Source organism: Pseudomonas sp. NY15181 (genome assembly GCF_048068055.1).
Lineage (GTDB): Bacteria > Pseudomonadota > Gammaproteobacteria > Pseudomonadales > Pseudomonadaceae > Pseudomonas.
Genome location: NZ_JBLUPT010000003.1, coordinates 14,792 through 40,585 on the forward strand (window position 1 = coordinate 14,792; position 25,794 = coordinate 40,585).

Consider the following 25,794-nt stretch of genomic DNA (forward strand, 5'->3'; position numbering starts at 1 on the left):
ATCGGTCCCTTACTGGTTGCGCCAATGCGGTTCGCGTTTTTCCAGGAAGGCGTTGACGCCTTCGCGGGTGTCGTCGGCATCGAACAGGTCGACGAAGCGCTCGCGCTCTTCCGGCAGCCAGGTGCTCGGGCCACGCTCGCGGGCGCCCTGGATCAGCGGCTTGATGGTGCGTACCGCCACTGGGCTCTGGCGGGCGACCTTGGCCGCCAGCAGCAGGGCGGTGCCGCGGGCTTCGCCAGTGTCGACCACCTGCTCGACCAGGCCGATGCGCAGCGCGGTGTCGGCGTCGACGCGCTCGCCGCAGAGAATCATGCGCTTGGCCCAGCCTTCGCCCACCAGCCAGGGCAGCGCCTGGGTGCCGCCGGCGCAGGGCAGCAGGCCCACGGTGGCTTCTGGCAGGGCCATCTGCGCCTGGCGCTCGGCGATGCGGATGTCGCAGGCCAGGGCGCATTCCAGGCCGCCGCCCATGGCGTAGCCGTTGATCGCGGCGATGGACACGCCACGGAAGTCGCGCAGGGCCTCGAAGGCCTCGCCGAAGCGGCGGGCCATCTCGCGGGCGCGGGCCTTGTCGCCGTCGGCGAACATATTCAGGTCGGCGCCGGCGGAGAAGAATTTCGGGCCCTGGCCGGTTACCACCAGAGCGTAGATGTCATCGTCGCGGTTGAGGTGCTCGATCACCTGGCGCAGGCCGATCAGCGAGTCGCGATCCCAGGTGTTGGCCGGCGGGTGGTTGATGGTGATCAGCGCGGTGTGGCCGTGCTTCTCCACCGTCAGCTTGTGGGTCAGGTCGAAGACGCCGGGCTTGTAGGGCTCAAGGGCGTTGCTCATGGGTATCTCCTTGTCGGTGCCGCCGGCGGGCGGACGCATGTGCCTGGACTCTAGGCGCGCGCGATGGGGCGCGTCCATGTCCGATCTGTTCGATTGCGCCCGCATGGGCGGGCGGTTTTTCCAGTGCTGTCGATCTATGTAGGACCGAGGGGGGCGCCTAGCCCTTGCTCGCGAACAGCTTTCGCAGCGGAGTCGGTTCGCGAGCAAGCTCGCTCCTACAGGAAAAGCTTCAAAGCAGGCGATCCAGCATCCCGCCCTGCTCCAGCAGGCGGCGGGCGACGATCACCCGCATGATTTCGTTGGTGCCCTCCAGAATCTGGTGCACGCGGCTGTCGCGCACCCAGCGCTCCAGCGGATAGTCGTTGAGGTAGCCGTAGCCGCCATGCAGTTGCAGCGCCTCGTTGCACAGGGCGAAGCAGCGGTCGGTGGCGAAGCGCTTGGCCATGGCGCAATACAGGGTCGCCTCGCCGTCCTTGTGGTCCAGCTTGTGGGCGGCCAGGCGCACCATCTGCCGGCTGGCGGTGAGGTCGGTGAGCATGTCGGCGAGCTTGAACTGCAGGGCCTGGAACTCGGCCAGCGCCTTGCCGAACTGCTTGCGCTCCTCAACGTAGCGCAGCGATTGCTCCAGCGCCGCCTGGGCCGCGCCCAGGGAGCAACTGGCGATGTTCAGGCGGCCGCCGTCCAGGCCTTTCATGGCGTAGACGAAGCCCTGGCCTTCCGGGCCGATGCGATTGCCGGCGGGGATGCGTACACCCTCGAAGGTGATGGTGCGGGTCGGCTGGGCCTTCCAGCCCATCTTGTCCTCGTTGCGTCCGTAGAGGATGCCCTCGGCATTGGCCGGCACCAGGAAGCAGGAGATGCCCTTGGCGCCGTCCACCCCGGTGCGCGCCATAACGATCAGCACGTCGGTCGAGCCGGCGCCGGAGATGAAGGTCTTGGCGCCGTCCAGCACGTACTCGTCGCCATCGAGGCGGGCGCGGGTGCGCAGGTGGGCGGCGTCGGAGCCGGCGTCCGGCTCGGTGAGGCAATAGGAGGCCAGGTGCTCGCCGCCGATCATTCCCGGCAGCCACTGATCCTTGAGCGCGGCGTCGCCGAAGCTGGCGAGCATCCAGGTGGCCATGTTGTGGATGGTGATGTAGGCGGTGGTGGCGACACAGCCGGCGGCCAACTGCTCGAAGATCAGCGAGGCGGACAGCCGCGACAGCCCCAGGCCGCCGTCCTCCTCGGCGATGTAGAGACCCAGGTAGCCCTGCTCGGCGGCACGGCGGATCACCTCCACCGGGAAGTGGTGCTGGCGGTCCCAGTCGGCGGCGTGGGGCGCCAGTTCGCGGCTGGCGAAGGCGCGGGCGCTGTCCACCAGCAGGCGTTGTTCTTCGGACAGATCGAAATGCATGCAGCTACCTCGGTTTGTTCTTGTCGGCCACAGCGTCGCGCAGTGCGCGGGTTGTCATCGGTTATAGCGGTTGTGTCGACGCCTGTGGATTGACGATCTTGCTCGGCGGATGGACGATCTTGGTATTCACGAGCGCAGAGTTCCCGTCATGTCCCGTCCACTCACCTCGTCCTGGCCGTTGCCCCAGCAGGGCGTCCGCTTCATCACGCCACCGCGCCTGCGCCGGGCGCTGGATCGTCATCCGCTGGGCCAGGCCTGCTATCCGCTGGCGCTGGGGTATTACCCGGCGGCGGTGGGGCATCGCATGGAGCGGGAGCATCCGGACGATCACCTGCTGATCTACTGCAGCGCCGGCCACGGTTGGCTGGAAACGGCGGATGGACGATTCGAGGTCGCCGGTGGCGATCTGCTGGTGCTGCCCAAGGGCCGCGCCCATGCCTATGGCGCCGATGCGCAACGGCCCTGGTCGATCTTCTGGGTGCACCTGGATGGCCGGCTGGCGGAGGAGTTCCTGCGCCCGCTGGGCAAGTCGCCGCGCCTGCGGGTCGGCGTGCAGCCGCGCCTGCTCGGCGAGTTCGACGCATTGCTGGCGCTGCGCCGGCAGGGCCTGAGCCTGCCGCACTTCATCCACGCCGCGCACCTGCTGCAGAGCCTGTTGACCTCACTGGCCCTGCGCCCGGTGCGGGCGCGGCTGAAGTCCGGGCGCGTGCTGGACGTGGAGGCGGTGCAGGCCCTGATGCGCGAGCACCTGCATGACACCTTGAACCTCGATGAGCTGGCCGCGCAGTTCCGCCTGTCGCGCTTCCACTTCGCCAAGACCTACCGGGCGCTGACCGGACAGGCGCCGATCCAGGACTTCATCCGCCTGAAGATGACCCACGCCTGCCGCCTGCTCGACCAGGGCAACCTGGAGGTGCGCCAGGTGGCCGAGCAGCTGGGTTACGCCGATGCCTATTACTTCTCGCGGTTGTTCAAGCGTGTGGTGGGCATGGCGCCCAGTCATTACCGGGCATTGCACACCGGCTGAGGCCGCCTTGACTTGACCGGGACGCTTGCTTAGCGTGCCGGTTCGTTTTACCAGGCAGACGCACCATGACCAACGAAGATCGGATCAAGCTGGACGCCAGCTGGAAGGAAGCCCTCCACGAGGAGTTCGAGAAGCCCTACATGAAGCAGCTGGGCGAGTTCCTCCGCGCGGAGAAGGCCGCCGGCAAGGTGATATTCCCGCCCGGTCCGCTGATCTTCAACGCGCTGAACACCACGCCGCTGGACCATGTGAAGGTGGTGATCATCGGTCAGGATCCCTACCACGGTCCCGGCCAGGCCCACGGCCTGTGCTTCTCGGTTCAACCGGGCGTGCCGACGCCGCCGTCGCTGCAGAACATCTATAAGGAGCTGCAGCGCGACCTCAACCTGCCGATCCCCAACCACGGCTACCTGCAGCACTGGGCCGAGCAGGGCGTGCTGCTCCTCAACACCTCGCTCACCGTCGAGCAGGCCCGCGCCGGCTCCCACGCCCAGGCGGGCTGGGGCCCGTTCACCGACAAGGTGATCGAAGTGGTCAGCCAGCGCTGCGAGAACCTGGTGTTCCTACTATGGGGCTCCCATGCGCAGAGCAAGCAGAAGCTGATCGATGCGCAGAAGCACCTGGTCCTCAAGTCGGCGCACCCCTCGCCGCTGTCGGCCTACCGGGGCTTCCTCGGCAATGGGCACTTCAGCCGCACCAACAAGTTCCTCGAACAGAACGGCCTGACGCCTATCGACTGGTCGCTGCCGCCGGTCTGACGGCGCGTCTAAAAAAAAGGCCCGCACGAGGCGGGCCTGGAGAAATCGCCGGAGAACTCAATCCGGCGAGCGTGGCACCTACTCCGCCGCCTCGGCGCGACGCTGCCAGAGGCGGAAACAGGGTTCGGCGAGGAACAGCACCAGCAGCAGGCGCAGCACCTGCAGCGCCGTTACCAGTGGCACCGAGAGTTGCAGCGCTTCGGCGGTCAGGCTCAGCTCGGCGATGCCGCCGGGCATCATGCCGAGCATCAGCGACTGGTGATCCAGCGGCCCGAGCCAGCCGATCAGCTCCGCCACCAGCGCCGCCGCCAGCATCATCCACAGCGTGCAGACCAGGCTGCGGCCAACGAAAGCCGGTGCGTTGCGGAAGAAGCTGCGATTGAAGTGACAGCCCAGCGCACTGCCGATCAGCCATTGGCCCAGCGAGCTGCTGCCCGCCGGCAGGCCGATCTGCAGGTCGGCGGCAATGGCGGCGAGGGCGCTGACCAGCAGCGGCCCGAGCAGCCAGGGATTGGGCTGGCGCAGCGCCTGCAGGAGCAGCGCGACCGCTGCGCCGGCCGGCAGCAGCAGGGCCAGCCAGCCCCAACTGACGGTGCTCGAATGCACGCTGGGCGGCGGGGTATCCAGCAGCCAGGTGAAGGCCGCCGGCACCAGCAGCACCACCAGCAGCAGGCGCAGGCTCTGTGCCGCCGCCACGCGGCTGGACTGCGCGCCGTGGCGCAGGCCGAGGTTGACCATCTCGCTGGCGCCGCCAGGCATGCTGGAGAAGAACGCGGTGGCGCGGTCCTCGCCGGCGCGCCGCAGCAGGGCGATTGCGGCGAGGCTCGACAGCGTTGTGGCCAGGGCGCCGAGCACCACGATGGCGCCATGTTCGAGCACCTGCTCGACCACCGCCGGGGTGAAGTGCAGGCCGATCCCGGTGCCCACCACCCATTGCCCAGCCTTGCGCGCGCCGGGGACTTCCGCCAGCGGCCAGTTCAGCAGGCAACGGCTGAGCATCACCGCCAACAGCGAGCCGATCATCCAGGGCAGCGGCCAGCCTACCTGCGAGGCCAGCCAGCCGCCGAGGGCGCCGATCAGGGGCGTTGCCCAGAACAGGCGCCAGTCCGCCAGCTTATGCATCGGCCAGTTCGACCGGCGCGCGCCGGCTGCGCTTGCGCCAGGTGCGGTACAGCGGCAGGCCGAGCATCAGCGCCACCAGCGCCCAGGTGCCGAGGGCGATCGGGCTGGACCAGAGGATGCCCAGTTCGCCATTGGAGATCGACAGCGCGCGGCGCAGGTTCTGCTCCATCAGCCCGCCGAGGATGAAGCCCAGCAGCAGCGGCGACAGCGGGAAGTCCAGCTTGCGCAGGATGTAGCCAAGGATGCCGATGGCGACCATCAGGAACAGGTCGAAGGTGGTGGCATGCACGGCGTACACGCCGATCGCGGTGATGATCGCGATGCCCGGCACCAGCGCCCAGTTCGGCACCGAGAGGATGCGGGTGAACACCCGGACCATCGGTACGTTGAGGATGATCAGCATGACGTTGGCGATGAACAGCGAGGCGATCAGGCCCCAGACAATGTTCGGCTGCTCCTGGAACAGCAGCGGGCCGGGGGTGATGTTGTACAGGCTGAGCGCGCCGATCATCACCGCCGTGGTGCCCGAGCCGGGCACGCCGAGGGTCAGCATCGGCACCAGGGCGCCGCAGGCCGCACCGCCGATGGCGGTTTCCGGCGCCGCCAGGCCGCGCAGGTCGCCCTTGCCGAACGTGCCGGTCTCGCCGGCCATCTTCTTCTCGGTCATGTAGGCCACGGCGCTGGCCAGGGTCGCGCCGGCGCCGGGCAGCACGCCCATGATGAAACCGAGCAGGCCGCAACGCAGGTTGACCACGAACACCGAGGCGGCTTCCTTGACGTTGAACAGCATCCGCCCGCTGGCCTCGACCATCTTGTGGCCGTGGTGGGTCTTCTCCAGCAGCAGGAGAATTTCGCTCACCGAGAACAGGCCCAGCACCAGCACCACGAACTGGATGCCGTCGGAGACGTGGATGCTGTCGAAGGTGAAACGGTACACGCCACTGTTGGCGTCGATCCCGACACTGGACAGGAACAGGCCGAGCAGGGCGGCCAGCAGCGTCTTCAGCGGCCGGTCGCCGGCCAGGCCGCCGAGGGCGACGATGGCGAACACCATCAGCACGAAGTACTCGGCCGGGCCGAAGGCGATGGCCCATTTCGCCAGCAGCGGGGCGAACAGCACCATGCCGCAGGTGGCGATGAACGCGCCGATGAACGAGCTCCAGGCCGACAGCGACAGGGCGACGCCCGCCAGGCCGTTGCGCGCCATGGGGTAGCCGTCGAGGGTGGTCATCACGGTGGAGGCTTCGCCGGGGATGTTCAGCAGGATCGAGGAGATCCGCCCGCCGTACTCGCAGCCCAGGTACACGGCTGCCAGCAGGATCAGCGCCGACTCCGGCGGCAGGCCGAGGGCGAAGGCCACCGGGATCAGCAGGGCCACGCCGTTGATCGGGCCCAGGCCCGGCAGCAGGCCGACGACGGTGCCGATCAGGGTGCCGATCAGCGCGGTGATCAGGTTGTAGGGCGTCAGGGCGACGCCGAAGCCCTGTCCCAGATAGCTCAAGGTTTCCATTGCGATGTCCTCAGAGCAGGGGTTCGAGGATGCCCAGCGGCAGCGGGACGTCCAGGGTGCGATCGAACAGCAGGTACAGGCCGATGGCGAGCAGCGTCGCGGTGACCACGCTGGCCACCGGGCGGCCGCCATAGATCAGCGCGATGAAGGTGCCGACCATGGCGCTGGCGGGGATGAAGCCCAGCGGCTCGAACAGGCCGGCGTAGACCACCAGCAGGGCGACGCAGAGCACCACCTTGACCAGCAGCGCGCCTTCGAGGGCAGGCTCGTCGTCCTCGCGCTTGATCGGCGTCGGGCGGACGATCAGCCAGGCCAGGCCGGCGACCATCAGGCCCAGGCAGAGCAAGGGGTAGGCGCGTGGGCCGACCGGCTCGTAGGAGAAGGGCGCCTGGTAGTGCCAGGCGATCAGGGCTAAGGCGACGCAGGCGAGCAGCCAGGCGCCGGCGAACAGCCGCTGGAAGAGGCTGGTTTGCGACATGGGAAGACTCCTTGCGCCGGCAGCCGAGGGTAGCTGCCGACGCCGCGCGGGGCGTTACTGGATGAGGCCGAACTCGCGGGCGAGCAGCTTGTATTGCGCGACCTGCTGCTTCACGTAGGCGTCCAGCTCCGGCCCGGTCATGGCGAAGGGGAACAGCTCGCGCTGGTCGCGCAGCTTGGCGAAGTCTTCCGAGGCCAGCAGTTTGTCGAAAGAGGCCTTCCAGAACTGGTAGTCCTCGTCGCTCACCTTCGGCCCGACGTAGAAGCCGCGAACCACCGGCCAGACGATGTCGTAGCCCTGTTCCTTGGCGGTGGGGATGTCGGTCATGCCTTCATCCTTCAGGCGCTCCTCGGCGAATACCGCCAAGAGGCGCATCTTGCCGGCGCGGATGTGTGGCATTGAGTCGGAGATGTCGGTGCTGCCGACCTGGATGTGCCCGCCCAGCAGCGCCGTGGCGATCTCGCCGCCGCCTTCCAGGGCGACATAGCGCAGCTGCTTGGGATCGATGCCGGCGGCCTTGGCGATCAACGCCGTCTGCATCCAGTCCTGGCTGCCGACAGTGCCGCCGGAGCCGATCACCACCTTGCTCGGGTCGGCCTTCAATGCCGCGACCAGGTCGCCGAGGTTCTTGAAGGGCGAGTCCGCCGGCACCGCGATGGCGCCGTAGCTGGTGCCCACCGCCGCCAGCCATTTCACCGCGTTCTCGTCGAAGCGGCCGAACTTGCCCTGGGCCAGGTTCAGCAAGGAACCGCTGGAAAAGGCGGTAATGGTGTTGCCATCGGCCGGGCGCTGGGCGACCACCGCGTTGTAGGCCACGGCGCCGACGCCGCCGGGCATGTAGGTGACGCGCATCGGCTTGGACAGCAGCTTCTCTTCCATCAGGGCGCTTTGCGCCAGCTTGCAGGTGAGGTCGAAGCCGCCGCCGGGGGAGGCCGGGGCGATGCATTCCGGACGCTTGGGCTCGGCCATCAGTTGGCTGGCGGCGAGCAGGGTGGCGCCGGCCAGGGTCAGGTTGCGCAGGACGGTGGACATGGGGCAATTCCTCTCTTGTTGTTCTTTCGGTTACCAGATCGCCAGGGAGTAACTCAGGTAGATACGTGTCTCGTCGGCGTCCCGCGCGAAGCTCGAACGGTAGGTGGCGTTGCGCACGCGCACTGCCACATCCTTGAGCGGGCCGCTCTGGATCACGTACTTGATGTCGGTGTTGCGTTCCCATTCCTTGCCGTGGCCGTCCATGCCATTGATTCTGGCATCGTCGCCGCTGACGTAGCGATTCATCAGGGTCAGGCCGGGGATCCCGAGGCCGGCGAAGTCGAAGTCGTGGCGCAGCTGCCAGGAGCGCTCCTCGGCGTCGGCGAAGTCGCCAACCTGGACGAAGTTCACCAGGTAGGGGTTGCTGCCGTCGATGTAGGGGAAGGCGGTGTCACCGTTCATCTGCTGCCAGCCGAGGCTGAACTTGTTGGCGCCCAGGGCGTAGCCCAGCATGCCGTTGAAGGCGCGGTTGTCGATCTTGCCGCCACGGGCCGCGCCCTGGTCATCGCTGAGCGCCAGGCGCAGGTCGGCGCTGAATTTCCCGGGGCCGAGCGGGTAGCTGGCGAGCAGGCCGACGAAGTGCTGGCGATAGACATCGTCGAGGGCGGCGTAGTGGTAACGGCCGGTGAGGTGGTCAGTGAATTTGTAGTCGCCGCCGGCCAGGTCGTAGTGGTTGCCTTCGGCACTGCCGCCGGAAAAGCGCTTGTTCTTGTTGTTCAGCGCCAGGTCCTGCCAGTCGGTGGAGTCGCGGTCCCTGACCTTCTCCAGGCGACCGCCGGTGAAGTCGAGGCCGGGCAGGTCGGTGGAGTTGAGCAGGCCGCCTTCGAAGGTCTGCGGGAACAGGCGGCTGTCGTTGGGCTGCAGGGTCGGCAGGTCGGGGATCAGGCTGCCGATCTTGAGCTCCGTCTCGGAGGCCTTGAACTTGGCGGTCAGGCCGAGCTTGCTGTACTCGTCGGCGGCGCGGCCGTCGTCGTGGGTCGGCAGCAGGCCGGTGCCGGTGCGGTCGGGCGAGGAGTCGAGCTTGAGGCCGAGCATGCCCATGGCGTCGAGGCCGACGCCGATGGTGCCGGGGGTGTAGCCGGACTGGAAATCGAGGATGAAGCCCTGCGCCCATTCTTCGCGCTTGGACTGGCCGCTGCCGTCGCGAAAATCACGGTTGAAGTAGATGTTCTGGGTGCTGAGCTTGGCGCTGCTGTCTTCGATGAAACCTGTTGCATTGCACAGTGGGGCGAAGCCGGCGACGGCCAGCAGGGCGCTCGCGCGGGCAGGGGACAGGCAGGGGGGAAAGGGCTTGCGGACAGCCAGTGCAGCCAGGGGCTGGGCAGTAGGCATCTGTGGTCTCCGGTTCTTGTTGTTGTCGCGAAAGGGCACCACGCCGCCTTTCGCTCTGAGCAGTCTTCGCCGCTTGGGGGCGATGCTAACGGGCTAAGCTTTCACCAGGCTTTCAGTCGCCTTTCGCGGTGTTTTCAGCGAATTTCTTCCATTCACAGCGGCCCGCGGATGGGTAAACTGCCGGCCGAATTCCGTAGCCCCGAGGGGTAGACCCGCGTGCGAATCCTCCTGGTCGAAGACCATCCTCAACTGGGCGAGAGCGTCGCCCAGGCGCTCAAGGGCGCCGGCTGGACCGTGGACCTGCTGCAGGATGGCGTGGCCGCGGACCTGGCCCTGGCCAGCGAGGACTACGCCCTGGCGATCCTCGATGTCGGCCTGCCGCGGCTGGATGGCTTTCAGGTGCTGGCGCGCCTGCGCGAGCGCGGCAAGACCCTGCCGGTATTGATGCTCACCGCCCGTGGCGAAGTGCGCGACCGTGTGCACGGGCTGAACCTTGGGGCCGACGACTACCTCGCCAAGCCCTTCGAGCTGACCGAGCTGGAAGCCCGGGTAAAAGCCCTGCTGCGGCGCAGCGTGCTCGGCGGCGAACAGCAGCAGCGCTGTGGCGAACTGGTCTATGACCTGGGCGCGCGGCGCTTCACCCTGGCCGACCTGGCGATGAACCTGACCTCCCGCGAGCAGGCCGTGCTGGAAGCGCTGATCGCCCGGCCGGGACGGGTGATGAGCAAGGAGCAACTGGCCGCCCAGGTGTTCGGCCTGGACCAGGACGCCAGCGCGGATGCCATCGAAATCTACGTGCACCGCCTGCGCAAGAAGCTCGAAGGCAGCTCGGTGCGCATCGTCACCTTCCGGGGCCTGGGCTACCTGCTCGAGGCGCAGGATGGTTGAGCCGCGCCGCTGGCGCTTCCCCGGTGCCGGCAGCCTGCGCGGCCGGCTGCTCTGGCGGTTGGGCGGCATGTTGCTGGTGCTGCTGCTGATCGGCAGCGCGGTGACCTACTGGCGAGCCCGCCACGCCGCCGACATCGCCTACGACCGCACGCTGCTGGCCTCCGCACGGGATATCGCCGACGGGCTCTACGCCAGCGACGGCACCCTGCGCGCCAACGTGCCCTATGTGGCGCTGGACGCCTTCGAGTACGACAGCGCTGGCCGCATCTTCTACCAGGTGATCGATCCCCAGGGGCGGATGATTTCCGGCTACGAGAGCCTGCCAGCCCCTGCGCCGGACACGCCGCGCACCGATGACTACCCGGCGCTGGCCAAATTCTACGACGCCCAGTACCAGGGGCAGGGCGTGCGGGTGGTCAGCCTGCTGCAGCCGGTCAGCCAGCCGACGGTCAATGGCATGGCGGAAATACGCGTGGCGGAAACCCTGGGCGCCCGCGAGCGGCTGGCGCGCAATCTGCTCGGCGACACCCTGCTGAACCTGGCGCTGTCGGCCATCGCCGCATTGTTGATGGTCTGGTACGCGGTGAGCGCCGGCCTGCGCCCGCTGGATCGCTTGCGCGCGGCGGTGGAGGAGCGGCAGCCGGATGACCTGCGGCCATTGCCGGTGGTGCGGGTGCAGCGCGAGTTGCGCCCACTGGTGGCGGCGCTCAACCACTTTACCGTGCGCCTGCGTGGCTTGTTCGATCGCCAGTCGCAGTTCATCGCCGAAGCGTCCCACGAACTGCGCACGCCGCTGGCGGCGCTCAAGGCGCGGCTGGAGCTGGGCCTGCGCGAGCAGGACCCGCAGCAATGGCGCGCCACCCTGGTGGACGCCGTGCAGAACACCGACCGGGTGACCGGGCTGGCGAACCAGTTGCTGTCCCTGGCGCGCGTCGAAAGCGGCGCGCGCGCCATCGCCGAAGGGGCGGGGGAGGACGTCGATCTCAGCCAGCTGGCGCGGGAGCTGGGCCTGGCGCTGGCGCCGCTGGCCCATGCGCGCGGCGTCGCGCTGGCGCTGGAGGCGGACGATCCGGTGTGGGTGAAGGGCGATCCGACCCTGCTCAACGAGCTGCTCAGCAATCTGGTGGACAACGCCATCGCCCACGCCCCGGCGGACGGCAACGTGATCATCCGCGTGCTGTCGTCGGCCGGCCTGGAGGTGGAGGACGACGGTCCGGGGATTCCGCCGGAGGAGCGTGACAAGGTGTTCCGCCGCTTCTACCGCCGTCGCCAGCAGGGCACCGGCCTGGGACTGGCGATCGTCGGCGAGATCTGCAGCGCGCACCGTGCGCGCATCGAACTGGCGCAGGGGGCGCTGGGTGGGTTGTTGGTGCGGGTGAGCTTCCCGGTGGAAAGCCTCTGAGTCAGAAACGCGAAACCCGCCAGATCCGGCGGGTTTCGGTGTTGGATTAAAGCATCGCGGACGGAGTCCGCTCCTACGGGGATTTCAACCGAAACGTAGGAGCGGACTCCGTCCGCGATTGGCGCCGCAAGGGCGCCCCAGTTTCGTTACTGCAGCATACTCATCGCAGCTTCCATCGCCGCCGAGAGGTCCTCGTCTTCCTTGAGGTTGGCCTTGGGGTCCAGGCCGAGCTTGGCGAACGCCGGGATGCGGCTCCAGTCCAGCTCGGTGTACGGGTGCTGGCTGCCCAGGTAGCTCTGCAGGGTGGCAACCTGGACGATGTCCACGTAGTCGACCTTGACCGAGTCGCGCTCGAAGTCCAGGTGCTGGCCCGGCACTGCGGCGATCGGCGTCGGGAAGTCCCAGGCCTTGAGAATGCGGTCGCCGATGATCGGGTGGATGCGCTCGATCACATGGTTGAGGCTGATGGAGTCGGCCAGCAGTTCGCTGTGTTCCTCGGCGTAGGTGAGGATCGGCAGCGCGCCGATCTGGTGTACCAGGCCGGCGAGGGTGGCCTGGTCCGGCGCCAGGCGGGTGTAGTGGCGGCACAGGGCGTGGCAGATGCCGGCGATCTCGGTGCTCTTGTTCCAGACTTCGCGCATCTTGCGATCGACCACGTCGGAAGTGGCCTGGAACATCTGCTCCATGGCAAGGCCGGTGGCCAGGTTGCAGGTGTAGTTCATGCCCAGGCGGCCGATCGCCATCTGCAGGTCGGTGATTTCCTTGTTGGTGCGCAGCAGTGGGCTGTTCACCACCTTGATGATGCGCGCGGTCAGCGCGGCATCGTTGCCGATCACCTTGCTCAGATCCTGGATGGTGCTGTCCGGGTCTTCCGCCGCCTCGCGCACACGCAGGGCGACTTCCGGCAGTGTCGGCAGCACCAGTTCATCGTTCTCGATGGCCCGCAGCAGATCCTGTTGTACTTTGTCGGCAAGCTTGCTCATGGCACTTCCTGATTGGGTCTGATGTCGCTTCTGGGTGAGTCGTGTTGCCGAGCAACCCGTAGGGACGGGTTGCATTGTGCACGGTGCCGCATGACTCGTCGGTTAGGTGGATCACCAAATCATGTTTCTCACGCCTTGCCTGGTGCCGGGCTCCCCACCCGGCAGCCTTCAGCGCTGGATCTCGCGGTCGCTGTCCAGGGTGTAGGGCAGGTCCAGGAGGCGCAGCGGCTGGCCTTCGGCCTCGCCCAGGCGCACGCGGCCATCGGCTACGGCGTCGTCCTGCAGCACGGCCAGCAGTTCCACGCCTTCCGCCGCCCGGGCGGCGAGCACCACTTCGCCGACGCTGGTGCTGTGCACCGGCGAGAACAGCTCGCGGCCCGGCTCCGGCAGCTCGCCGCCGTCCAGCACCAGGCGGTGCAGGCGGCGCTTGAGGCGACCGAGGTACTGCATGCGCGCGACGATTTCCTGGCCGGTGTAGCAGCCTTTCTTGAAGCTCACGCCGCCGACGGCCTGCAGGTTGATCATCTGCGGGATGAACAGCTCGCGGGTGCTGCCGAACACCTGGCCAACGCCGGCGCGGACCTGGCCGAGCAGCCAGTCGTTGAGGTTGCCGTGGGCCAGTTGGGCGCCCAGCCGTTCGCGCAACTCAGTGGCGCGCGGCACCGGTACCCAGAGCTCGACGCGCCCATGCCCGAGGCCGATGGCGATCAGACCTTCATGGCGCGCCACCTGATCGGCCTGGCCGTTCAGCGTCAGACCGAGGTCGGCGAGCAGGGCGTCGGCGCCGCTCAGTCCGAAACGTGTCCACAGGGCGCTGTCATCCGACAGGCTGGCCTTGGAGAACACGGCGTATTTCTTCAGGTCGGCGAGCTGGCTTTCCAGCAGGTCGCTGGCCATCGCCAGCAGGTAGCCGTCAGCCTCGGCGAGGATGCGGAAACTGGAGGTCATGCGCCCCTTGGGGGTGCAGCGCGCGCCGAGGCTTGCGGTTTCGGCGTTCAGGTAGCTGAGGTTGCAGGTCAGCTGCCCCTGGAGGAATTTGGCGGCGTCCACGCCGCGCACGGCGAGAATCCCTTCGTGATTGAGTTCGGTGAAGGAAGCGGAGGCGGTCATCACGATTCGCTGGAAGAAAGTTAGGGGCCTCATGATAGAGCCCGGACCGTGGCTTGTCAGCGGGTGCCGGGAGCCAAGCCGCATGCGTATAATGCCGCTCGACTTGCGCCGGCCCATGGCGGCGCGAACGATCCGATGTAATCGCCCGCTGTTATTCGAGGTACCTGCAGATGACCGACGAAATCGAACTCAAACGCCTTTTCTGGCATAGCCGCCGCGGCATGCTGGAGCTGGACGTGCTGCTGGTGCCTTTCGTGCAGGAGGTCTATCCGGGCCTGGGCGCCGAAGATCAGGCGCGTTTCCGCAAGCTGCTGGAGTGCGAGGACCAGGACATGTTCGGCTGGTTCATGCAGCGCGGCGAGCCGGAAGACGCCGACCTGCGCCACATCGTTCGCATGATTCTGGACCGTGTCCAGCCGAAGTGACCCCTTCGAATGCCGCTGGCGACCGTCCATCGGGTTGCTGGCGGCCTATCTCGGCGCGCAGTCGCTCGCCGTCCTGGCGTTGCTGCTCGCCGCCATTCCCGCTTCCCTGAGTCTGCTCGGCCTGCTGGCCTGCGCGCTGCACGCGTGGTACGTCCTGCCGCGCCAGGTATTGCTGCGCGCCGCAACGTCCATACGCGCCTTGCGCCACGGTGCGGAGGGCTGGCAGGTGTGGAGTGAGCGGGAGGGCTGGCAGCCGGTGCAACTGGCACCGGACAGCCTGGCGCTGCCGGCGCTGGTCGTGCTGCGTTTCCGCCGTCCTGGCCAGTGGCTGGCGCGCAGTGTCTGCGTCCCGGCCGATGCCCTGGCGCCGGACATACACCGGCGCCTGCGGGTGAGGCTGCGCTTCAGCCGCAATAGGTGGGCGGCGCCAGGATAGTGTCGCGGGCCTCGGGCAGCAGGTCCGGATAGTCCAGGGTGTAGTGCAGGCCGCGGCTCTCGTGGCGCTGCATGGCGGAGTTGATGATCAGCTCGGCCACCTGGGCCAGGTTGCGCAACTCGATCAGGTCGCGGCTGACCTTGTAGTTCGAGTAGAACTCGTCGATCTCGTCCAGCAACAGGCGCACCCGGTGTTGCGCGCGGGCCAGGCGCTTGTTGGTGCGCACGATGCCCACGTAGTCCCACATGAAGCGCCGCAGCTCGTCCCAGTTGTGCGCAATGATCACGTCTTCGTCCGAGTCGGTCACCTGGCTGGCGTCCCAGCTGGGCAGGGCGGCGGGGGCGGGCGCACGGGCGAGCTTGGCGACGATGTCGGCGGCGGCGGAGCGTGCGTAGACGAAGCATTCCAGCAGGGAATTGCTCGCCATCCGGTTGGCGCCGTGCAGGCCGGTGAAGGTGGTTTCACCGACGGCGTAGAGGTTCGGCACGTCGGTGTGGCCGTGCTGGTCGACCAGCACGCCACCGCAGGTGTAGTGCGCCGCGGGCACTACCGGGATTGGTTCGTGGGTGATGTCGATGCCGAAGTCCAGGCAGCGCTCGTAGACCGTGGGGAAGTGCTCGCGGATGAACTCGGCCGGCTTGTGGCTGATGTCCAGGTAGACGTAGTCGATACCCAGGCGCTTCATCTCGTGGTCGATGGCGCGGGCCACGACATCGCGCGGCGCCAGTTCGGCGAGGGTGTGGAAGCGCTGCATGAAGCGCTCACCATTGGGCAGGCGCAGCAGGGCGCCTTCTCCGCGCAGGGCTTCGGTGATCAGGAAACTCTTGGCCTGCGGGTGGTACAGGCAGGTCGGGTGGAACTGGTTGAACTCCAGGTTGCCGACCCGGCAGCCGGCGCGCCAGGCCATGGCGATGCCGTCGCCGGAGTTGCCGTCCGGGTTGCTGGTATAGAGGTAGACCTTGCTGGCGCCGCCGGAGGCGAGCACGGTGAAGCGGGCGCCGAAGGTGTCGACTTCGCCGGTGCTGCGGTCCAGTACGTAGGCGCCCAGGCAGCGCTTGCCCTTCATGCCGAGCTTGCGCTCGGTGATCAGGTCGACCGCGACCCGCTGCGCCAGCAGTTCGATGTTCGGTCGCTGGCGCGCCTGCTCCAGCAGGGTATTGAAGATGGCCGCGCCGGTGGCGTCGGCGGCATGGATGATGCGGCGGTGGCTGTGGCCGCCTTCGCGGGTCAGGTGGAACTCGAAACCGCCGTCTTCGCGCCCCGGCTCGTGGTCGCGGGTGAAAGGCACGCCCTGTTCGATCAGCCACTGGATGGCTTCGCGGCTATGCTCGACGGTGAATTTCACGGCATCTTCGCGGCACAGGCCTGCACCGGCGACCAGGGTGTCCTCGACATGGGACTCGACGGTGTCGGTGTCGTCCAGCACGGCTGCGACCCCGCCCTGGGCCCAGAAAGTCGAGCCCTGGGACAGTTCGCCCTTGCTCAGGACGGCGATGCGCAGGTGCGCGGGCAGAGTCAGGGCGAGCGTCAGGCCAGCGGCCCCGCTGCCGATCACCAATACATCATGCTGGAAGTGCTGACCCATGTCCGGCTCCACCAAAAAGGCGCCCTAGTATATAGAAGGGTGTCACGGCACAATACTGGCGAACCGATTACACCGAAGGCGCCTGCAGCGTACGGCAGTCGCAGGGCGGGTCCTCCGGACTTTCGCTCATGCCGTGAAACGAGGCGCGCAGGCATCGCATCGACGGTGATGGATCGTGGCAAAGCGCCGGAACTTTTTAAGTCGTTCCGGTTCCAACGCGGAATACCTTAAGTCGCTTTACGCGCAGGCTCGGACTGTGCGGAGAGGGCGCGGGTGTTTCGCCCGATACAGTTGAATTCAACGGGCTTCGGACGCATGTCTGGGTCCGGTTGCCGCGAATGTGAAAAAACTGTGCGGCGCATGCTTGGAGGGGAGAACTTTTGCAGACGTCCCGAGTCTATCTTGGCAGGACGATTCACCAGGGTGCTCGAAGCTCCTCCAGGTTCGTAGAGGAGCATTCATGCTAACCCAGGAACAGGATCAGCAACTGGTTGAGCGGGTACAGCGCGGAGACAAGCGGGCATTCGATCTGCTGGTGCTGAAGTACCAGCACAAGATCCTCGGGCTGATCGTGCGTTTCGTGCACGACGCCCAGGAAGCCCAGGATGTCGCACAGGAAGCATTCATCAAGGCGTATCGCGCCTTGGGTAACTTCCGAGGCGATAGTGCCTTTTATACCTGGCTGTACCGTATCGCCATCAATACCGCGAAGAACCACTTGGTGGCGCGCGGTCGGCGGCCGCCAGACAGCGATGTCACGGCGGAAGACGCGGAGTTCTTCGAGGGCGACCATGCCCTGAAGGACATCGAGTCGCCGGAAAGAGCCATGCTGCGGGATGAGATCGAGGAAACCGTCCATCGCACCATCCAGCAGTTGCCCGAGGATCTGCGCACGGCATTGACCCTGCGTGAGTTCGAAGGCCTGAGTTACGAAGATATCGCCACCGTGATGCAGTGTCCGGTGGGAACGGTCCGCTCACGGATCTTCCGTGCGCGGGAAGCGATCGACAAAGCTTTGCAGCCTTTGTTGCATGAAGAAGTCTGATACAGCGGCAACAGCCAAGAGAGGTACCGCTATGAGTCGTGAAGCCCTGCAGGAGTCGCTGTCCGCTGTCATGGATAACGAAGCGGATGAGCTTGAGCTGCGGCGAGTGCTTGCAGCCTGCGGCGAGGACGCCGAATTGCGGGCCACCTGGTCCCGTTATCAACTGGCCCGTGCGGTGATGCACAAGGAGCCGGCGATGCCCAAGCTGGATATCGCCGCCGCCGTGTCCGCTGCCCTGGCCGATGAAGCCGCGCCGGCGCCGAGCAAGCCCAATCCGTGGCGCAACGTCGGCCGCCTGGCTGTCGCCGCGTCGGTGACCCTGGCCGTGCTGGCGGGCGTGCGTCTGTACCATCAGGACAACGGAGTCGCCAACGGTCTGGCCCAGCAGGCTACTGCCACCCAGCAGATCGCTCTGCCGCAGGTGCAGGGTCCGGCGGTTCTGGCAGGCTACACTCAGGACGAGGCGCCGCAGGTGATCACCAATGCCCGGGGCGGGCAGACCACCTGGCATGAGCAGCGTCTTCCGGGTTATCTGCGCCAACATGCGCAACAGTCCGCCGTAAGCGGCACTGACAGCGCCCTGCCTTACGCGCGCGCCGCGAGCCTGGAAAGCCGCTGATTTTGCGACCTTAAGGAGCGACATGCGCGCGACGACAGCACTGCTGTTCATCCTTGGCGGTCTGCTGGCTTTGCCAGTCCAGGCCGCCGATGCGTTGGACTGGATCAAGCGCCTCTCCGAGGCGGACCAGCAACAGAATTTCCAGGGCACTTTCGTCTACGAGCGTAGCGGCACGTTCTCGACGCACGATGTCTGGCATCGGGTCGAAGCCGACGGTTCGGTGCGTGAGCGCCTGGTGCAGGCCGATGGTCCGCGCCAGGAGGTCCTGCGGGTCGATGGCTCCACCCAGTGCGTGGGTGGCGGCATGGCCGGTCAGGTGGCGGCGGGACAGCTTTGGCCAGCGCGCAAGTTGAATCCGCAGGATCTTTCCTCCTGGTATGACATCCGCGTGGCGGGCGAGTCGCGAATCGCCGATCGCCCGGCCGTGGTGCTCGCGGTGCTGCCGCGCGACCAGCATCGCTACGGTCTCGAGCTTCATCTGGACAAGGAAACCGGTCTGCCGCTCAAGTCCCTGCTGCTCAATGACAAGGGGCAGATCATTGAGCGCTTGCAGTTCACCCGTATCGACCTGACGGCACCTGACGATGCCGAGCTGCAGCCGACGTCGGCCTGCCAGCCGGTCAAGGAGCTCAAGAGTGCCAGCGTGAAAACCGGCTGGCATTCGGAATGGGTGCCTCCGGGGTTCACCCTTGACAGTACCCTGCAGCAGCGCAGCCCGGTGTCGAACGACCAGGTGCTCTGCCTGGCATACGGGGATGGCCTGGCGCGCTTCTCGGTGTTCCTTGAGCCGCTGCATGGCGCCAAGGTCGACGATGCGCGTACCCAGTTGGGCCCGACGACGGTGGTATCCCGGCGTTACGCCAGTGAAGATGGCGGCACCATGGTGACCGTGGTCGGCGAGATTCCCAGCGGCACGGCCGAGCGGGTGGCGCTGTCCATGCGGCCGGCGGGAGCCCAGCCCGAGTGATTGAGGAGCGGGGGAGGGTGATAGCGGTCGAGTCCGGAGCAGTCTGGGTCGAAACGCTGCGTCGCTCCACCTGCTCGGGATGTTCGATGAATGCCGGCTGCGGCCAGGGTATCCTGGGGTGGTTGGGTGTTGGTGGTGGGCGTGGCCGCGTGCGCGCCCTGTCTTCGCTGAAGCTGGCGCCTGGCGACGAGGTCGTGTTGGGCGTAGGCGAGGACCTTCTTCTGAAGAGTGCCCTGCTCTTCTATCTTTCCCCTTTGCTTGGACTTTTCGCGCTGGCGCTACTGGCGGCACGGCTCGGTTTCGGGGAACCTCTGGTCATGGCGGCCGGGCTTGCGGGATTCCTGCTGGCCTGGTTGCTCGTGCGTCGCCTGGCGCGGCGCCATTCGGATGATCCAGCGATGCAACCGGTTGTGCTGCGTGCGCTGGTCGGTGGGCCACTCGGCCCGGTTTAGTGTCTTTCCCAATCAACATCACGGGAGCTGTAGTCAATGCAAACCCTGAAACGCAGCATGGCTGCGCTGATTGCCCTGCTGGCCTTGAGCCTGTCGGTCACTGCGCGCGCCGAACTACCGGACTTCACGCCGCTGGTCGAGAAGGCGTCGCCGGCGGTGGTCAACATCAGTACCACGCAGAAGCTTCCGGATCGCGCCATGGCTGGCGGGTCCATGCCGGATCTCGAAGGCCTGCCGCCGGGCCTGCGCGAGTTCTTCGAGCGCAGCATCCCCCGCGGCCAGGGCCAGGCGCCCCGTGGCCAGCAGCGTGAGGCGCAGTCCCTGGGTTCGGGTTTCATCATTTCCGATGATGGCTACATCCTGACCAACAACCACGTGGTGGCCGACGCCGACGAGATTCTGGTGCGTCTGTCCGATCGCAGCGAGCACAAGGCCAAGCTGGTGGGTGCCGACCCGCGCAGCGACGTCGCCGTGCTGAAGATCGAGGCCAAGAACCTGCCGACCCTCAAGCTGGGTGATTCCGACAAGCTGAAGGTCGGTGAGTGGGTGCTGGCCATCGGCTCGCCCTTCGGCTTCGACCATTCGGTGACCGCCGGCATCGTCAGCGCCAAGGGCCGCAGCCTGCCGAACGAGAACTACGTGCCGTTCATCCAGACCGACGTGGCGATCAACCCGGGCAACTCCGGTGGTCCGCTGCTGAACCTGCAGGGTGAAGTGGTGGGTATCAACTCGCAGATCTTCACCCGTTCCGGCGGCTTCATGGGGCTTTCCTTCGCGATCCCGATCGATGTGGCGATGAACGTCGCCGATCAGCTGAAGAAGGCTGGCAAGGTCAGCCGCGGCTGGCTGGGCGTGGTGATCCAGGAAGTGAACAAGGATCTGGCTGAGTCCTTCGGGCTCGACAAACCGTCCGGCGCCCTGGTGGCGCAGCTGGTCGAAGACGGCCCGGCGGCCAAGGGTGGCCTGCAGGTAGGCGATGTGATCCTCAGCCTGAATGGCCAGGGCATCAACGAGTCGGCCGATCTGCCGCACCTGGTGGGCAACATGAAGCCGGGCGACAAGGCTGCTCTGGAAGTCATTCGCGATGGCAACCGCAAGACGCTGAACATGACCATCGGCAATCTGCCGGACGAGGACGAGGAAGTCGCCGCCGTCGAAGGCAAGGGCGCCGAGCGCAGCAGCAATCGCCTGGGCGTGACCGTCGCCGAGCTGACCGCTGAGCAGCGCAAGTCGCTGGACATCAAGGCCGGCGTGGTGATCAAGGAAGTCCAGGGCGGTCCGGCGGCGATGATCGGCCTGCGTCAGGGCGATGTGATCACCCACCTGAACAACCGCGCGGTGGATTCGTCCAAGACCTTCTCCGAGATCGCCAAGGCTCTGCCGAAGGATCGTTCCATCTCCATGCGCGTACTGCGCCAGGGCCGTGCGAGCTTCATCACCTTCAAGCTCGCCGAGTAAGCCCGGCACTGAAAAAGGGCGGTCTTTACCGCCCTTTTTCATGCCTGTCCGTCCGGCACAGGCGTGGCGGATGGTGTGGGATTCAAGTAAACTCCCCGGCTATTTTTCGGCGGATCGCCGCCTTCAGCCTTTCGAGTGTGTTCAGCCGTGAGTGACCTGAGTCATATCCGCAATTTCTCCATCATCGCCCATATCGACCATGGCAAGTCGACGCTGGCTGACCGCTTCATCCAGATCTGCGGCGGCCTGTCCGACCGTGAGATGGAGGCGCAGGTCCTTGACTCCATGGACCTGGAGCGCGAGCGCGGCATCACCATCAAGGCGCATAGCGTCACCCTTCACTACAACGCGAAGAACGGCAAGACCTACCAGCTGAACTTCATCGACACCCCCGGCCACGTCGACTTCACCTATGAAGTCAGCCGCTCGCTGGCCGCCTGCGAAGGCGCGCTGCTGGTGGTGGACGCCGGCCAGGGCGTGGAGGCGCAGTCGGTCGCCAACTGCTACACCGCCATCGAGCAGGGTCTGGAAGTCATGCCCGTGCTGAACAAGATGGACCTGCCGCAGGCCGACCCGGACCGCGTGAAGGACGAGATCGAGAGCATCATCGGCATCGACGCCACCGACGCCGTGGCCTGCTCGGCCAAGAGCGGCATGGGCGTAGAAGACGTGCTGGAGCGCCTGGTCAACGAGATCCCCGCGCCCGAGGGCGAGATCGAGGCACCGCTGCAGGCGCTGATCATCGACTCCTGGTTCGACAACTACCTGGGCGTAGTCTCCCTGGTGCGCGTCAAGCACGGCCGCGTCAAGAAAGGCGACAAGATCCTGGTGAAGTCCACCGGCAAGCTCCATCAGGTGGACAGCGTCGGCGTCTTCACCCCTAAGCACACCGAGACCCCGGACCTCAAGGCCGGCGAAGTGGGCTTCATCATTGCCGGCATCAAGGACATTCTCGGTGCGCCGGTGGGCGACACCCTGACCTTGTCCAACACCCCGGACGTGGAAGTCCTGCCGGGCTTCAAACGCATCAAGCCGCAGGTCTATGCCGGCCTGTTCCCGGTCAGCTCCGATGACTTCGAGGACTTCCGCGAAGCGCTGCAGAAGCTGACCTTGAACGACGCCGCGCTGCAGTACGAGCCGGAAAGCTCCGAGGCCCTGGGCTTCGGCTTCCGCATCGGCTTCCTCGGCATGCTGCACATGGAGATCATCCAGGAGCGCCTGGAGCGTGAGTACGACCTGGACCTGATCACCACCGCGCCGACCGTAATCTTCGAGATCGTGCAGAAGAACGGCGACATCCTCTATGTCGACAACCCGTCCAAGCTGCCCGACCTCTCGTCCATCGACGAAATGCGTGAGCCGATCTGCCGCGCCACCATCCTTGTGCCTCAGGAGCACCTGGGCAACGTCATTACCCTGTGCATCGAAAAGCGCGGCGTACAGCGCGACATGCACTTCCTCAGCGGCCAGGTCCAGGTGATCTACGACCTGCCGATGAACGAAGTGGTGCTGGACTTCTTCGACCGCCTGAAGTCCACCAGCCGTGGCTATGCTTCGCTGGACTACAGCTTCGATCGCTTCGAGCCGGCCAACCTGGTCCGTCTCGACGTGCTGATCAACGGCGAGAAGGTCGACGCCCTCGCCCTGATCGTTCACCGCGACAACGCCCCCTACAAGGGCCGTCAGCTGGTGGAAAAGATGAAAGAACTGATTCCGCGGCAGATGTTCGACGTCGCGATTCAAGCAGCCATCGGTGGGCAGATCATCGCCCGCTCGACGGTCAAGGCGCTCAGGAAGAACGTGCTGGCCAAGTGCTATGGTGGTGACGTGAGCCGTAAGCGCAAGCTGCTGGAAAAGCAGAAGGCCGGTAAGAAAAGGATGAAGCAGGTCGGTAGCGTGGAGATTCCGCAGGAAGCCTTCCTCGCTGTGCTCAAAGTGGACAGTTGAACCCTATGACGCTGAATTTCCCGCTGTTGCTGGTGATTGCCGTTGCTGTGTGCGGCGTTCTCGCCCTGGTGGACCTGGTGCTGTTCGCACCGCGCCGCCGGGCAGCCATTTCCGCCTACGAAGGCACGGTCGGCGAGCCTGATCCGGAAGTGCTGGAAAAACTGAACAAGGAACCGGTGCTGGTCGAGTACGGCAAGTCGTTCTTCCCGGTGCTGTTCATCGTGCTGGTGCTTCGCTCCTTTCTGGTCGAGCCGTTCCAGATCCCGTCCGGTTCAATGAAGCCGACCCTGGAAGTCGGTGATTTCATCCTGGTCAACAAGTTCGCCTACGGCATCCGCCTGCCGGTGCTGGACACCAAGGTGATCCCGGTGGGCGATCCGCAGCGCGGCGACGTCATGGTGTTCCGCTACCCCAGCGACCCGAACATCAACTACATCAAGCGTGTGATCGGCGTTCCTGGTGACACCATCCGCTATACCAGCGACAAGCGCCTCTACGTCAACGATCAACTGGTTGCCGAGAAGCTGATCGGCGAGGAGCCGGGCAGCCTGGGCAGCGTGACGCTGTACAAGGAAAAACTGGGCGACGTCGAGCACCTGATCCGCAAGGAAATGACCCGTTACCGTGTCGAGCCGGGCAGGCAGTGGAAGGTGCCGGCCGATCATTACTTCATGATGGGCGACAACCGCGACAACTCCAACGACAGCCGCTACTGGAACGACCCGAAGATCCCGAAGGACCTGCTGGGCATGGTTCCGGACCGCAATATCGTCGGCAAGGCGTTCGCGGTGTGGATGAGCTGGCCGGAGCCCAAGCAGCGCAATCTACCGAATTTCTCACGAGTGGGCGTGATCCACTAAAGTTGTGAGATGTTCGAAGCCTTCGGGCGGCGAACAGTGCTAGAAACCCGGGCGGGGCTGCACGCGGGGAGCGAGGCAGCCCCGCTTGCACTTGGACCCGCCGCGGTTGGCGGACAATAAGAACGATACCGACATGAGGTCGATATGAAGTACGCACGTTCGCAGAAGGGCATGTCGTTGCTGAGCTGGCTTGTAGTTCTCGCCGTGGTGGCGTTCCTGGCCAGTGCGGCGTTCAAGGTCATTCCGCATTACCTGGACTATTACGCCATCGAGAAGGCCATCACCTCGGTGGAAACCGACAAGGCCGCCGAAGTGCGCACTGTCCCGGAGTTTTACTCTTACGTGGGCAAGGCGCTGATGCTCAATAACATCCGGGACCTCAAGCTGGACGACGCCCTGGACGTGAAGCTCGAGAACAACGAGTTCCGCGCCCACCTGAAATACGAAAAACGTGAGCCACTGGTGCAGAACATCGACCTGGTGGTGAAATTTGACAAAGAATTCCGTGTACGAATGCCGTGAGTAACAGTCTGGATCGACTCGAGCGCAAGCTTGGCTATACCTTTCGCGACCAGGACCTGATGGTCCTGGCGCTGACCCATCGCAGTTTCGCCGGGCGCAACAACGAGCGCCTGGAGTTCCTGGGCGACGCCATCCTCAACTTCGTCATCGGCGAAGCCCTGTTCACCCACTTCCCCCAGGCCCGTGAAGGTCAGCTGTCGCGCCTGCGCGCGCGCCTGGTGAAAGGCGAGACCCTGGCCCTGCTGGCCCGCGGTTTCGAGATCGGGGATTACCTGCGACTGGGCTCGGGCGAGCTGAAGAGCGGCGGTTATCGCCGCGAGTCGATCCTGGCAGATGCCATGGAAGCGCTGATCGGCGCCATCTACCTGGACACCGGCATGGATTCCGCCCGCGAGCGGATCATGGCCTGGCTTGGCCCGCAGCTGCGCGAGCTGACCCCGGTGGATACCAACAAGGACCCCAAGACCCGCCTGCAGGAGTTCCTGCAATCGCGCGGGTGCGAGTTGCCGCGCTACGACGTGGTGGACATCCAGGGCGAACCGCATTGCCGCACCTTCTTCGTCGAGTGCGAGGTTGCCCTGTTGAATGACAAGACCCACGGTCACGGCGGCAGCCGCCGCATCGCCGAGCAGGTGGCCGCCGCCGCCGCTCTGGCAGCCCTGGGCGTGGAGAACGGCCATGAGTGACCATCAGCAAGACCAAGAGCAGCAAGAATCCGTCCGTTGCGGCTACGTCGCCATTGTCGGCCGCCCCAACGTCGGCAAGTCGACCCTGCTCAACCACATCCTCGGGCAGAAGCTGGCGATCACCTCGCGCAAGCCGCAGACCACCCGCCACACCCTGCTGGGCATCAAGACCGAGGGTGATGTCCAGGCGGTGTACGTCGATACCCCCGGCCTGCACAAGGACAACGACAAGGCGCTCAACCGCTACATGAACCGCTCGGCCAGCGCCGCGCTGAAGGATGTCGACGTGGTGATCTTCGTCGTCGACCGGAACCGCTGGACCGACGAAGATCAGATGGTCTACGACAAGGTCAAGCACGTCAGTTGCCCGGTGCTGCTGGCGGTGAACAAGGTTGACCGCATGGAAGACAAGGGCGAGCTGCTGCCGCACCTGCAGTGGCTGGCCGAACAGCTGCCCAACGCCGAAGTCGTGCCGATCTCCGCCCAACACGGGCAGAACCTCGACGTTCTCGAAGGTCTGGTCGCCGAGCGCCTGCCCGAGAGCGAGCACTTCTTCCCGGAAGACCAGATCACCGACCGCAGCAGCCGCTTCCTCGCCGCCGAACTGGTGCGCGAGAAGATCATGCGCCAGCTGGGCGCGGAGCTTCCGTACCAGGTCACCGTGGAGATCGAGGAGTTCAAGCAGGATGGCCCGATCCTGCACATCCACGCGCTGATCCTGGTCGAGCGTGATGGCCAGAAGAAAATCATCATTGGCGAGAAGGGCGAGCGCATCAAAAGCATCGGCCAGAACGCCCGCAAGGACATGGAAGTGCTGTTCGACTCCAAGGTCATGCTCAACCTCTGGGTGAAAGTGAAGGGCGGCTGGTCCGACGACGAGCGCGCGCTGCGTTCGCTGGGCTACGGCGACCTCTGACCGATAGCGCCCC

At 65.9% G+C, this 25,794-nt stretch carries 26 protein-coding genes; 16 read left to right on the plus strand and 10 right to left on the minus strand.

Annotation, left to right across the window (positions count from 1 at the left end; all coding sequences use genetic code 11):
* Positions 1 to 9: 9 nt before the first annotated feature.
* Both ACNFBT_RS08570 and ACNFBT_RS08575 read right to left on the minus strand, forming a co-directional pair.
* The gene (locus ACNFBT_RS08570; RefSeq protein ID WP_416748343.1) at positions 10 to 828 is read right to left on the minus strand and encodes an enoyl-CoA hydratase; all 819 of its coding nucleotides are present in this window, start codon (positions 826 to 828) and stop codon (positions 10 to 12) included.
* A 229-nt stretch (positions 829 to 1,057) separates the two neighbouring features.
* Positions 1,058 to 2,221 carry an isobutyryl-CoA dehydrogenase gene (locus ACNFBT_RS08575; protein ID WP_416748345.1) on the minus strand — a complete coding sequence of 388 codons (1,164 nt, stop codon included), beginning with the start codon at positions 2,219 to 2,221 and terminating at the stop codon, positions 1,058 to 1,060.
* A 148-nt stretch (positions 2,222 to 2,369) separates the two neighbouring features.
* Here ACNFBT_RS08575 and ACNFBT_RS08580 point away from each other — a divergent pair, with 148 nt between their 5' ends.
* The gene (locus ACNFBT_RS08580; protein WP_416748347.1) at positions 2,370 to 3,248 is read left to right on the plus strand and encodes an AraC family transcriptional regulator; all 879 of its coding nucleotides are present in this window, start codon (positions 2,370 to 2,372) and stop codon (positions 3,246 to 3,248) included.
* Positions 3,249 to 3,313: 65 nt separating this feature from the next.
* A complete protein-coding gene (gene ung, locus ACNFBT_RS08585; protein ID WP_416748349.1) occupies positions 3,314 to 4,006 on the plus strand; it encodes a uracil-DNA glycosylase in 693 nt (230 codons plus the stop codon).
* 78 nt (positions 4,007 to 4,084) lie between these two features.
* Here ung and ACNFBT_RS08590 read toward each other — a convergent pair whose 3' ends face one another.
* The 5 genes from ACNFBT_RS08590 to ACNFBT_RS08610 are packed head-to-tail and all read right to left on the minus strand — an operon-like array spanning position 4,085 to position 9,480.
* Positions 4,085 to 5,128: an AbrB family transcriptional regulator gene (locus ACNFBT_RS08590; protein ID WP_416748351.1), complete on the minus strand. Its 1,044-nt coding sequence runs from the start codon at positions 5,126 to 5,128 to the stop codon at positions 4,085 to 4,087.
* Positions 5,121 to 6,638 (minus strand): tripartite tricarboxylate transporter permease, encoded by a 1,518-nt coding sequence (locus ACNFBT_RS08595; RefSeq protein ID WP_416748353.1) that lies wholly within the window; start codon positions 6,636 to 6,638, stop codon positions 5,121 to 5,123. The genes ACNFBT_RS08590 and ACNFBT_RS08595 overlap by 8 nt, the downstream gene beginning before the upstream one ends.
* 10 nt (positions 6,639 to 6,648) lie before the next feature.
* Positions 6,649 to 7,116, minus strand: a complete 468-nt coding sequence (locus ACNFBT_RS08600; RefSeq protein ID WP_416748355.1) for a tripartite tricarboxylate transporter TctB family protein — start codon at positions 7,114 to 7,116, stop codon at positions 6,649 to 6,651.
* A 54-nt stretch (positions 7,117 to 7,170) separates the two neighbouring features.
* Entirely contained in the window at positions 7,171 to 8,148 is a 978-nt protein-coding gene (locus ACNFBT_RS08605; RefSeq protein ID WP_416748357.1) for a Bug family tripartite tricarboxylate transporter substrate binding protein, read from the minus strand.
* Positions 8,149 to 8,178: 30 nt separating this feature from the next.
* On the minus strand, positions 8,179 to 9,480 hold the full coding sequence (locus ACNFBT_RS08610) for an OprD family porin (RefSeq protein ID WP_416748359.1): 1,302 nt from the start codon (positions 9,478 to 9,480) through the stop codon (positions 8,179 to 8,181).
* Between the two features lie 216 nt (positions 9,481 to 9,696).
* Between ACNFBT_RS08610 and ACNFBT_RS08615 the strand changes: the two genes are divergently transcribed.
* Both ACNFBT_RS08615 and ACNFBT_RS08620 read left to right on the plus strand, forming a co-directional pair.
* Positions 9,697 to 10,368, plus strand: a complete 672-nt coding sequence (locus ACNFBT_RS08615; RefSeq protein ID WP_416748361.1) for a response regulator — start codon at positions 9,697 to 9,699, stop codon at positions 10,366 to 10,368.
* Positions 10,361 to 11,770: a sensor histidine kinase gene (locus ACNFBT_RS08620; RefSeq protein WP_416748363.1), complete on the plus strand. Its 1,410-nt coding sequence runs from the start codon at positions 10,361 to 10,363 to the stop codon at positions 11,768 to 11,770. Before ACNFBT_RS08615 ends, ACNFBT_RS08620 begins: the two co-directional genes overlap by 8 nt.
* A 146-nt stretch (positions 11,771 to 11,916) precedes the next feature.
* Here the strand turns inward: ACNFBT_RS08620 and ACNFBT_RS08625 are convergent, their stop codons facing one another.
* Together ACNFBT_RS08625 and ACNFBT_RS08630 are read right to left on the minus strand one after the other, a co-directional pair.
* Positions 11,917 to 12,753, minus strand: a complete 837-nt coding sequence (locus tag ACNFBT_RS08625) for an HDOD domain-containing protein (RefSeq protein WP_416748365.1) — start codon at positions 12,751 to 12,753, stop codon at positions 11,917 to 11,919.
* A gap of 168 nt (positions 12,754 to 12,921) precedes the next feature.
* Positions 12,922 to 13,863, minus strand: a complete 942-nt coding sequence (locus ACNFBT_RS08630) for a YgfZ/GcvT domain-containing protein (RefSeq protein ID WP_416748367.1) — start codon at positions 13,861 to 13,863, stop codon at positions 12,922 to 12,924.
* Between the two features lie 170 nt (positions 13,864 to 14,033).
* On the opposite strand from ACNFBT_RS08630, the gene ACNFBT_RS08635 reads away from it, so the two are divergent.
* Both ACNFBT_RS08635 and ACNFBT_RS08640 read left to right on the plus strand, forming a co-directional pair.
* Positions 14,034 to 14,288: a succinate dehydrogenase assembly factor 2 gene (locus ACNFBT_RS08635; protein WP_416748369.1), complete on the plus strand. Its 255-nt coding sequence runs from the start codon at positions 14,034 to 14,036 to the stop codon at positions 14,286 to 14,288.
* Complete coding sequence (locus ACNFBT_RS08640; protein WP_416748371.1) at positions 14,272 to 14,724, plus strand: protein YgfX; 453 nt, start codon at positions 14,272 to 14,274, stop codon at positions 14,722 to 14,724. Before ACNFBT_RS08635 ends, ACNFBT_RS08640 begins: the two co-directional genes overlap by 17 nt.
* On the opposite strand, the gene nadB is transcribed toward ACNFBT_RS08640, so the two are convergent.
* Positions 14,693 to 16,309 carry an L-aspartate oxidase gene (gene nadB / locus ACNFBT_RS08645; RefSeq protein ID WP_416748373.1) on the minus strand — a complete coding sequence of 539 codons (1,617 nt, stop codon included), beginning with the start codon at positions 16,307 to 16,309 and terminating at the stop codon, positions 14,693 to 14,695. The genes ACNFBT_RS08640 and nadB overlap by 32 nt on opposite strands.
* Before the next feature lie 460 nt (positions 16,310 to 16,769).
* On the opposite strand from nadB, the gene rpoE reads away from it, so the two are divergent.
* From rpoE to era, 10 genes are all read left to right on the plus strand, one after another.
* Positions 16,770 to 17,354 carry an RNA polymerase sigma factor RpoE gene (rpoE, locus tag ACNFBT_RS08650; protein ID WP_015476086.1) on the plus strand — a complete coding sequence of 195 codons (585 nt, stop codon included), beginning with the start codon at positions 16,770 to 16,772 and terminating at the stop codon, positions 17,352 to 17,354.
* 31 nt (positions 17,355 to 17,385) lie between these two features.
* Complete coding sequence (locus ACNFBT_RS08655) at positions 17,386 to 17,973, plus strand: sigma-E factor negative regulatory protein (protein ID WP_416748375.1); 588 nt, start codon at positions 17,386 to 17,388, stop codon at positions 17,971 to 17,973.
* 22 nt (positions 17,974 to 17,995) lie between these two features.
* Entirely contained in the window at positions 17,996 to 18,940 is a 945-nt protein-coding gene (locus tag ACNFBT_RS08660) for a MucB/RseB C-terminal domain-containing protein (protein ID WP_416748378.1), read from the plus strand.
* Complete coding sequence (locus tag ACNFBT_RS08665; RefSeq protein ID WP_416748380.1) at positions 18,937 to 19,392, plus strand: SoxR reducing system RseC family protein; 456 nt, start codon at positions 18,937 to 18,939, stop codon at positions 19,390 to 19,392. Before ACNFBT_RS08660 ends, ACNFBT_RS08665 begins: the two co-directional genes overlap by 4 nt.
* Before the next feature lie 36 nt (positions 19,393 to 19,428).
* The gene (locus ACNFBT_RS08670; RefSeq protein ID WP_416748382.1) at positions 19,429 to 20,850 is read left to right on the plus strand and encodes a DegQ family serine endoprotease; all 1,422 of its coding nucleotides are present in this window, start codon (positions 19,429 to 19,431) and stop codon (positions 20,848 to 20,850) included.
* 147 nt (positions 20,851 to 20,997) lie between these two features.
* Entirely contained in the window at positions 20,998 to 22,797 is a 1,800-nt protein-coding gene (lepA, locus tag ACNFBT_RS08675; protein WP_416748384.1) for a translation elongation factor 4, read from the plus strand.
* Positions 22,798 to 22,802: 5 nt separating this feature from the next.
* Entirely contained in the window at positions 22,803 to 23,657 is an 855-nt protein-coding gene (lepB, locus tag ACNFBT_RS08680; protein ID WP_416748386.1) for a signal peptidase I, read from the plus strand.
* 144 nt (positions 23,658 to 23,801) lie between these two features.
* Entirely contained in the window at positions 23,802 to 24,179 is a 378-nt protein-coding gene (locus ACNFBT_RS08685) for a DUF4845 domain-containing protein (RefSeq protein WP_416748388.1), read from the plus strand.
* The gene (gene rnc / locus ACNFBT_RS08690) at positions 24,176 to 24,865 is read left to right on the plus strand and encodes a ribonuclease III (RefSeq protein WP_416748390.1); all 690 of its coding nucleotides are present in this window, start codon (positions 24,176 to 24,178) and stop codon (positions 24,863 to 24,865) included. Before ACNFBT_RS08685 ends, rnc begins: the two co-directional genes overlap by 4 nt.
* A complete protein-coding gene (gene era, locus ACNFBT_RS08695; RefSeq protein WP_416748392.1) occupies positions 24,858 to 25,781 on the plus strand; it encodes a GTPase Era in 924 nt (307 codons plus the stop codon). Before rnc ends, era begins: the two co-directional genes overlap by 8 nt.
* The last annotated feature ends 13 nt before the right edge of the window (positions 25,782 to 25,794 follow it).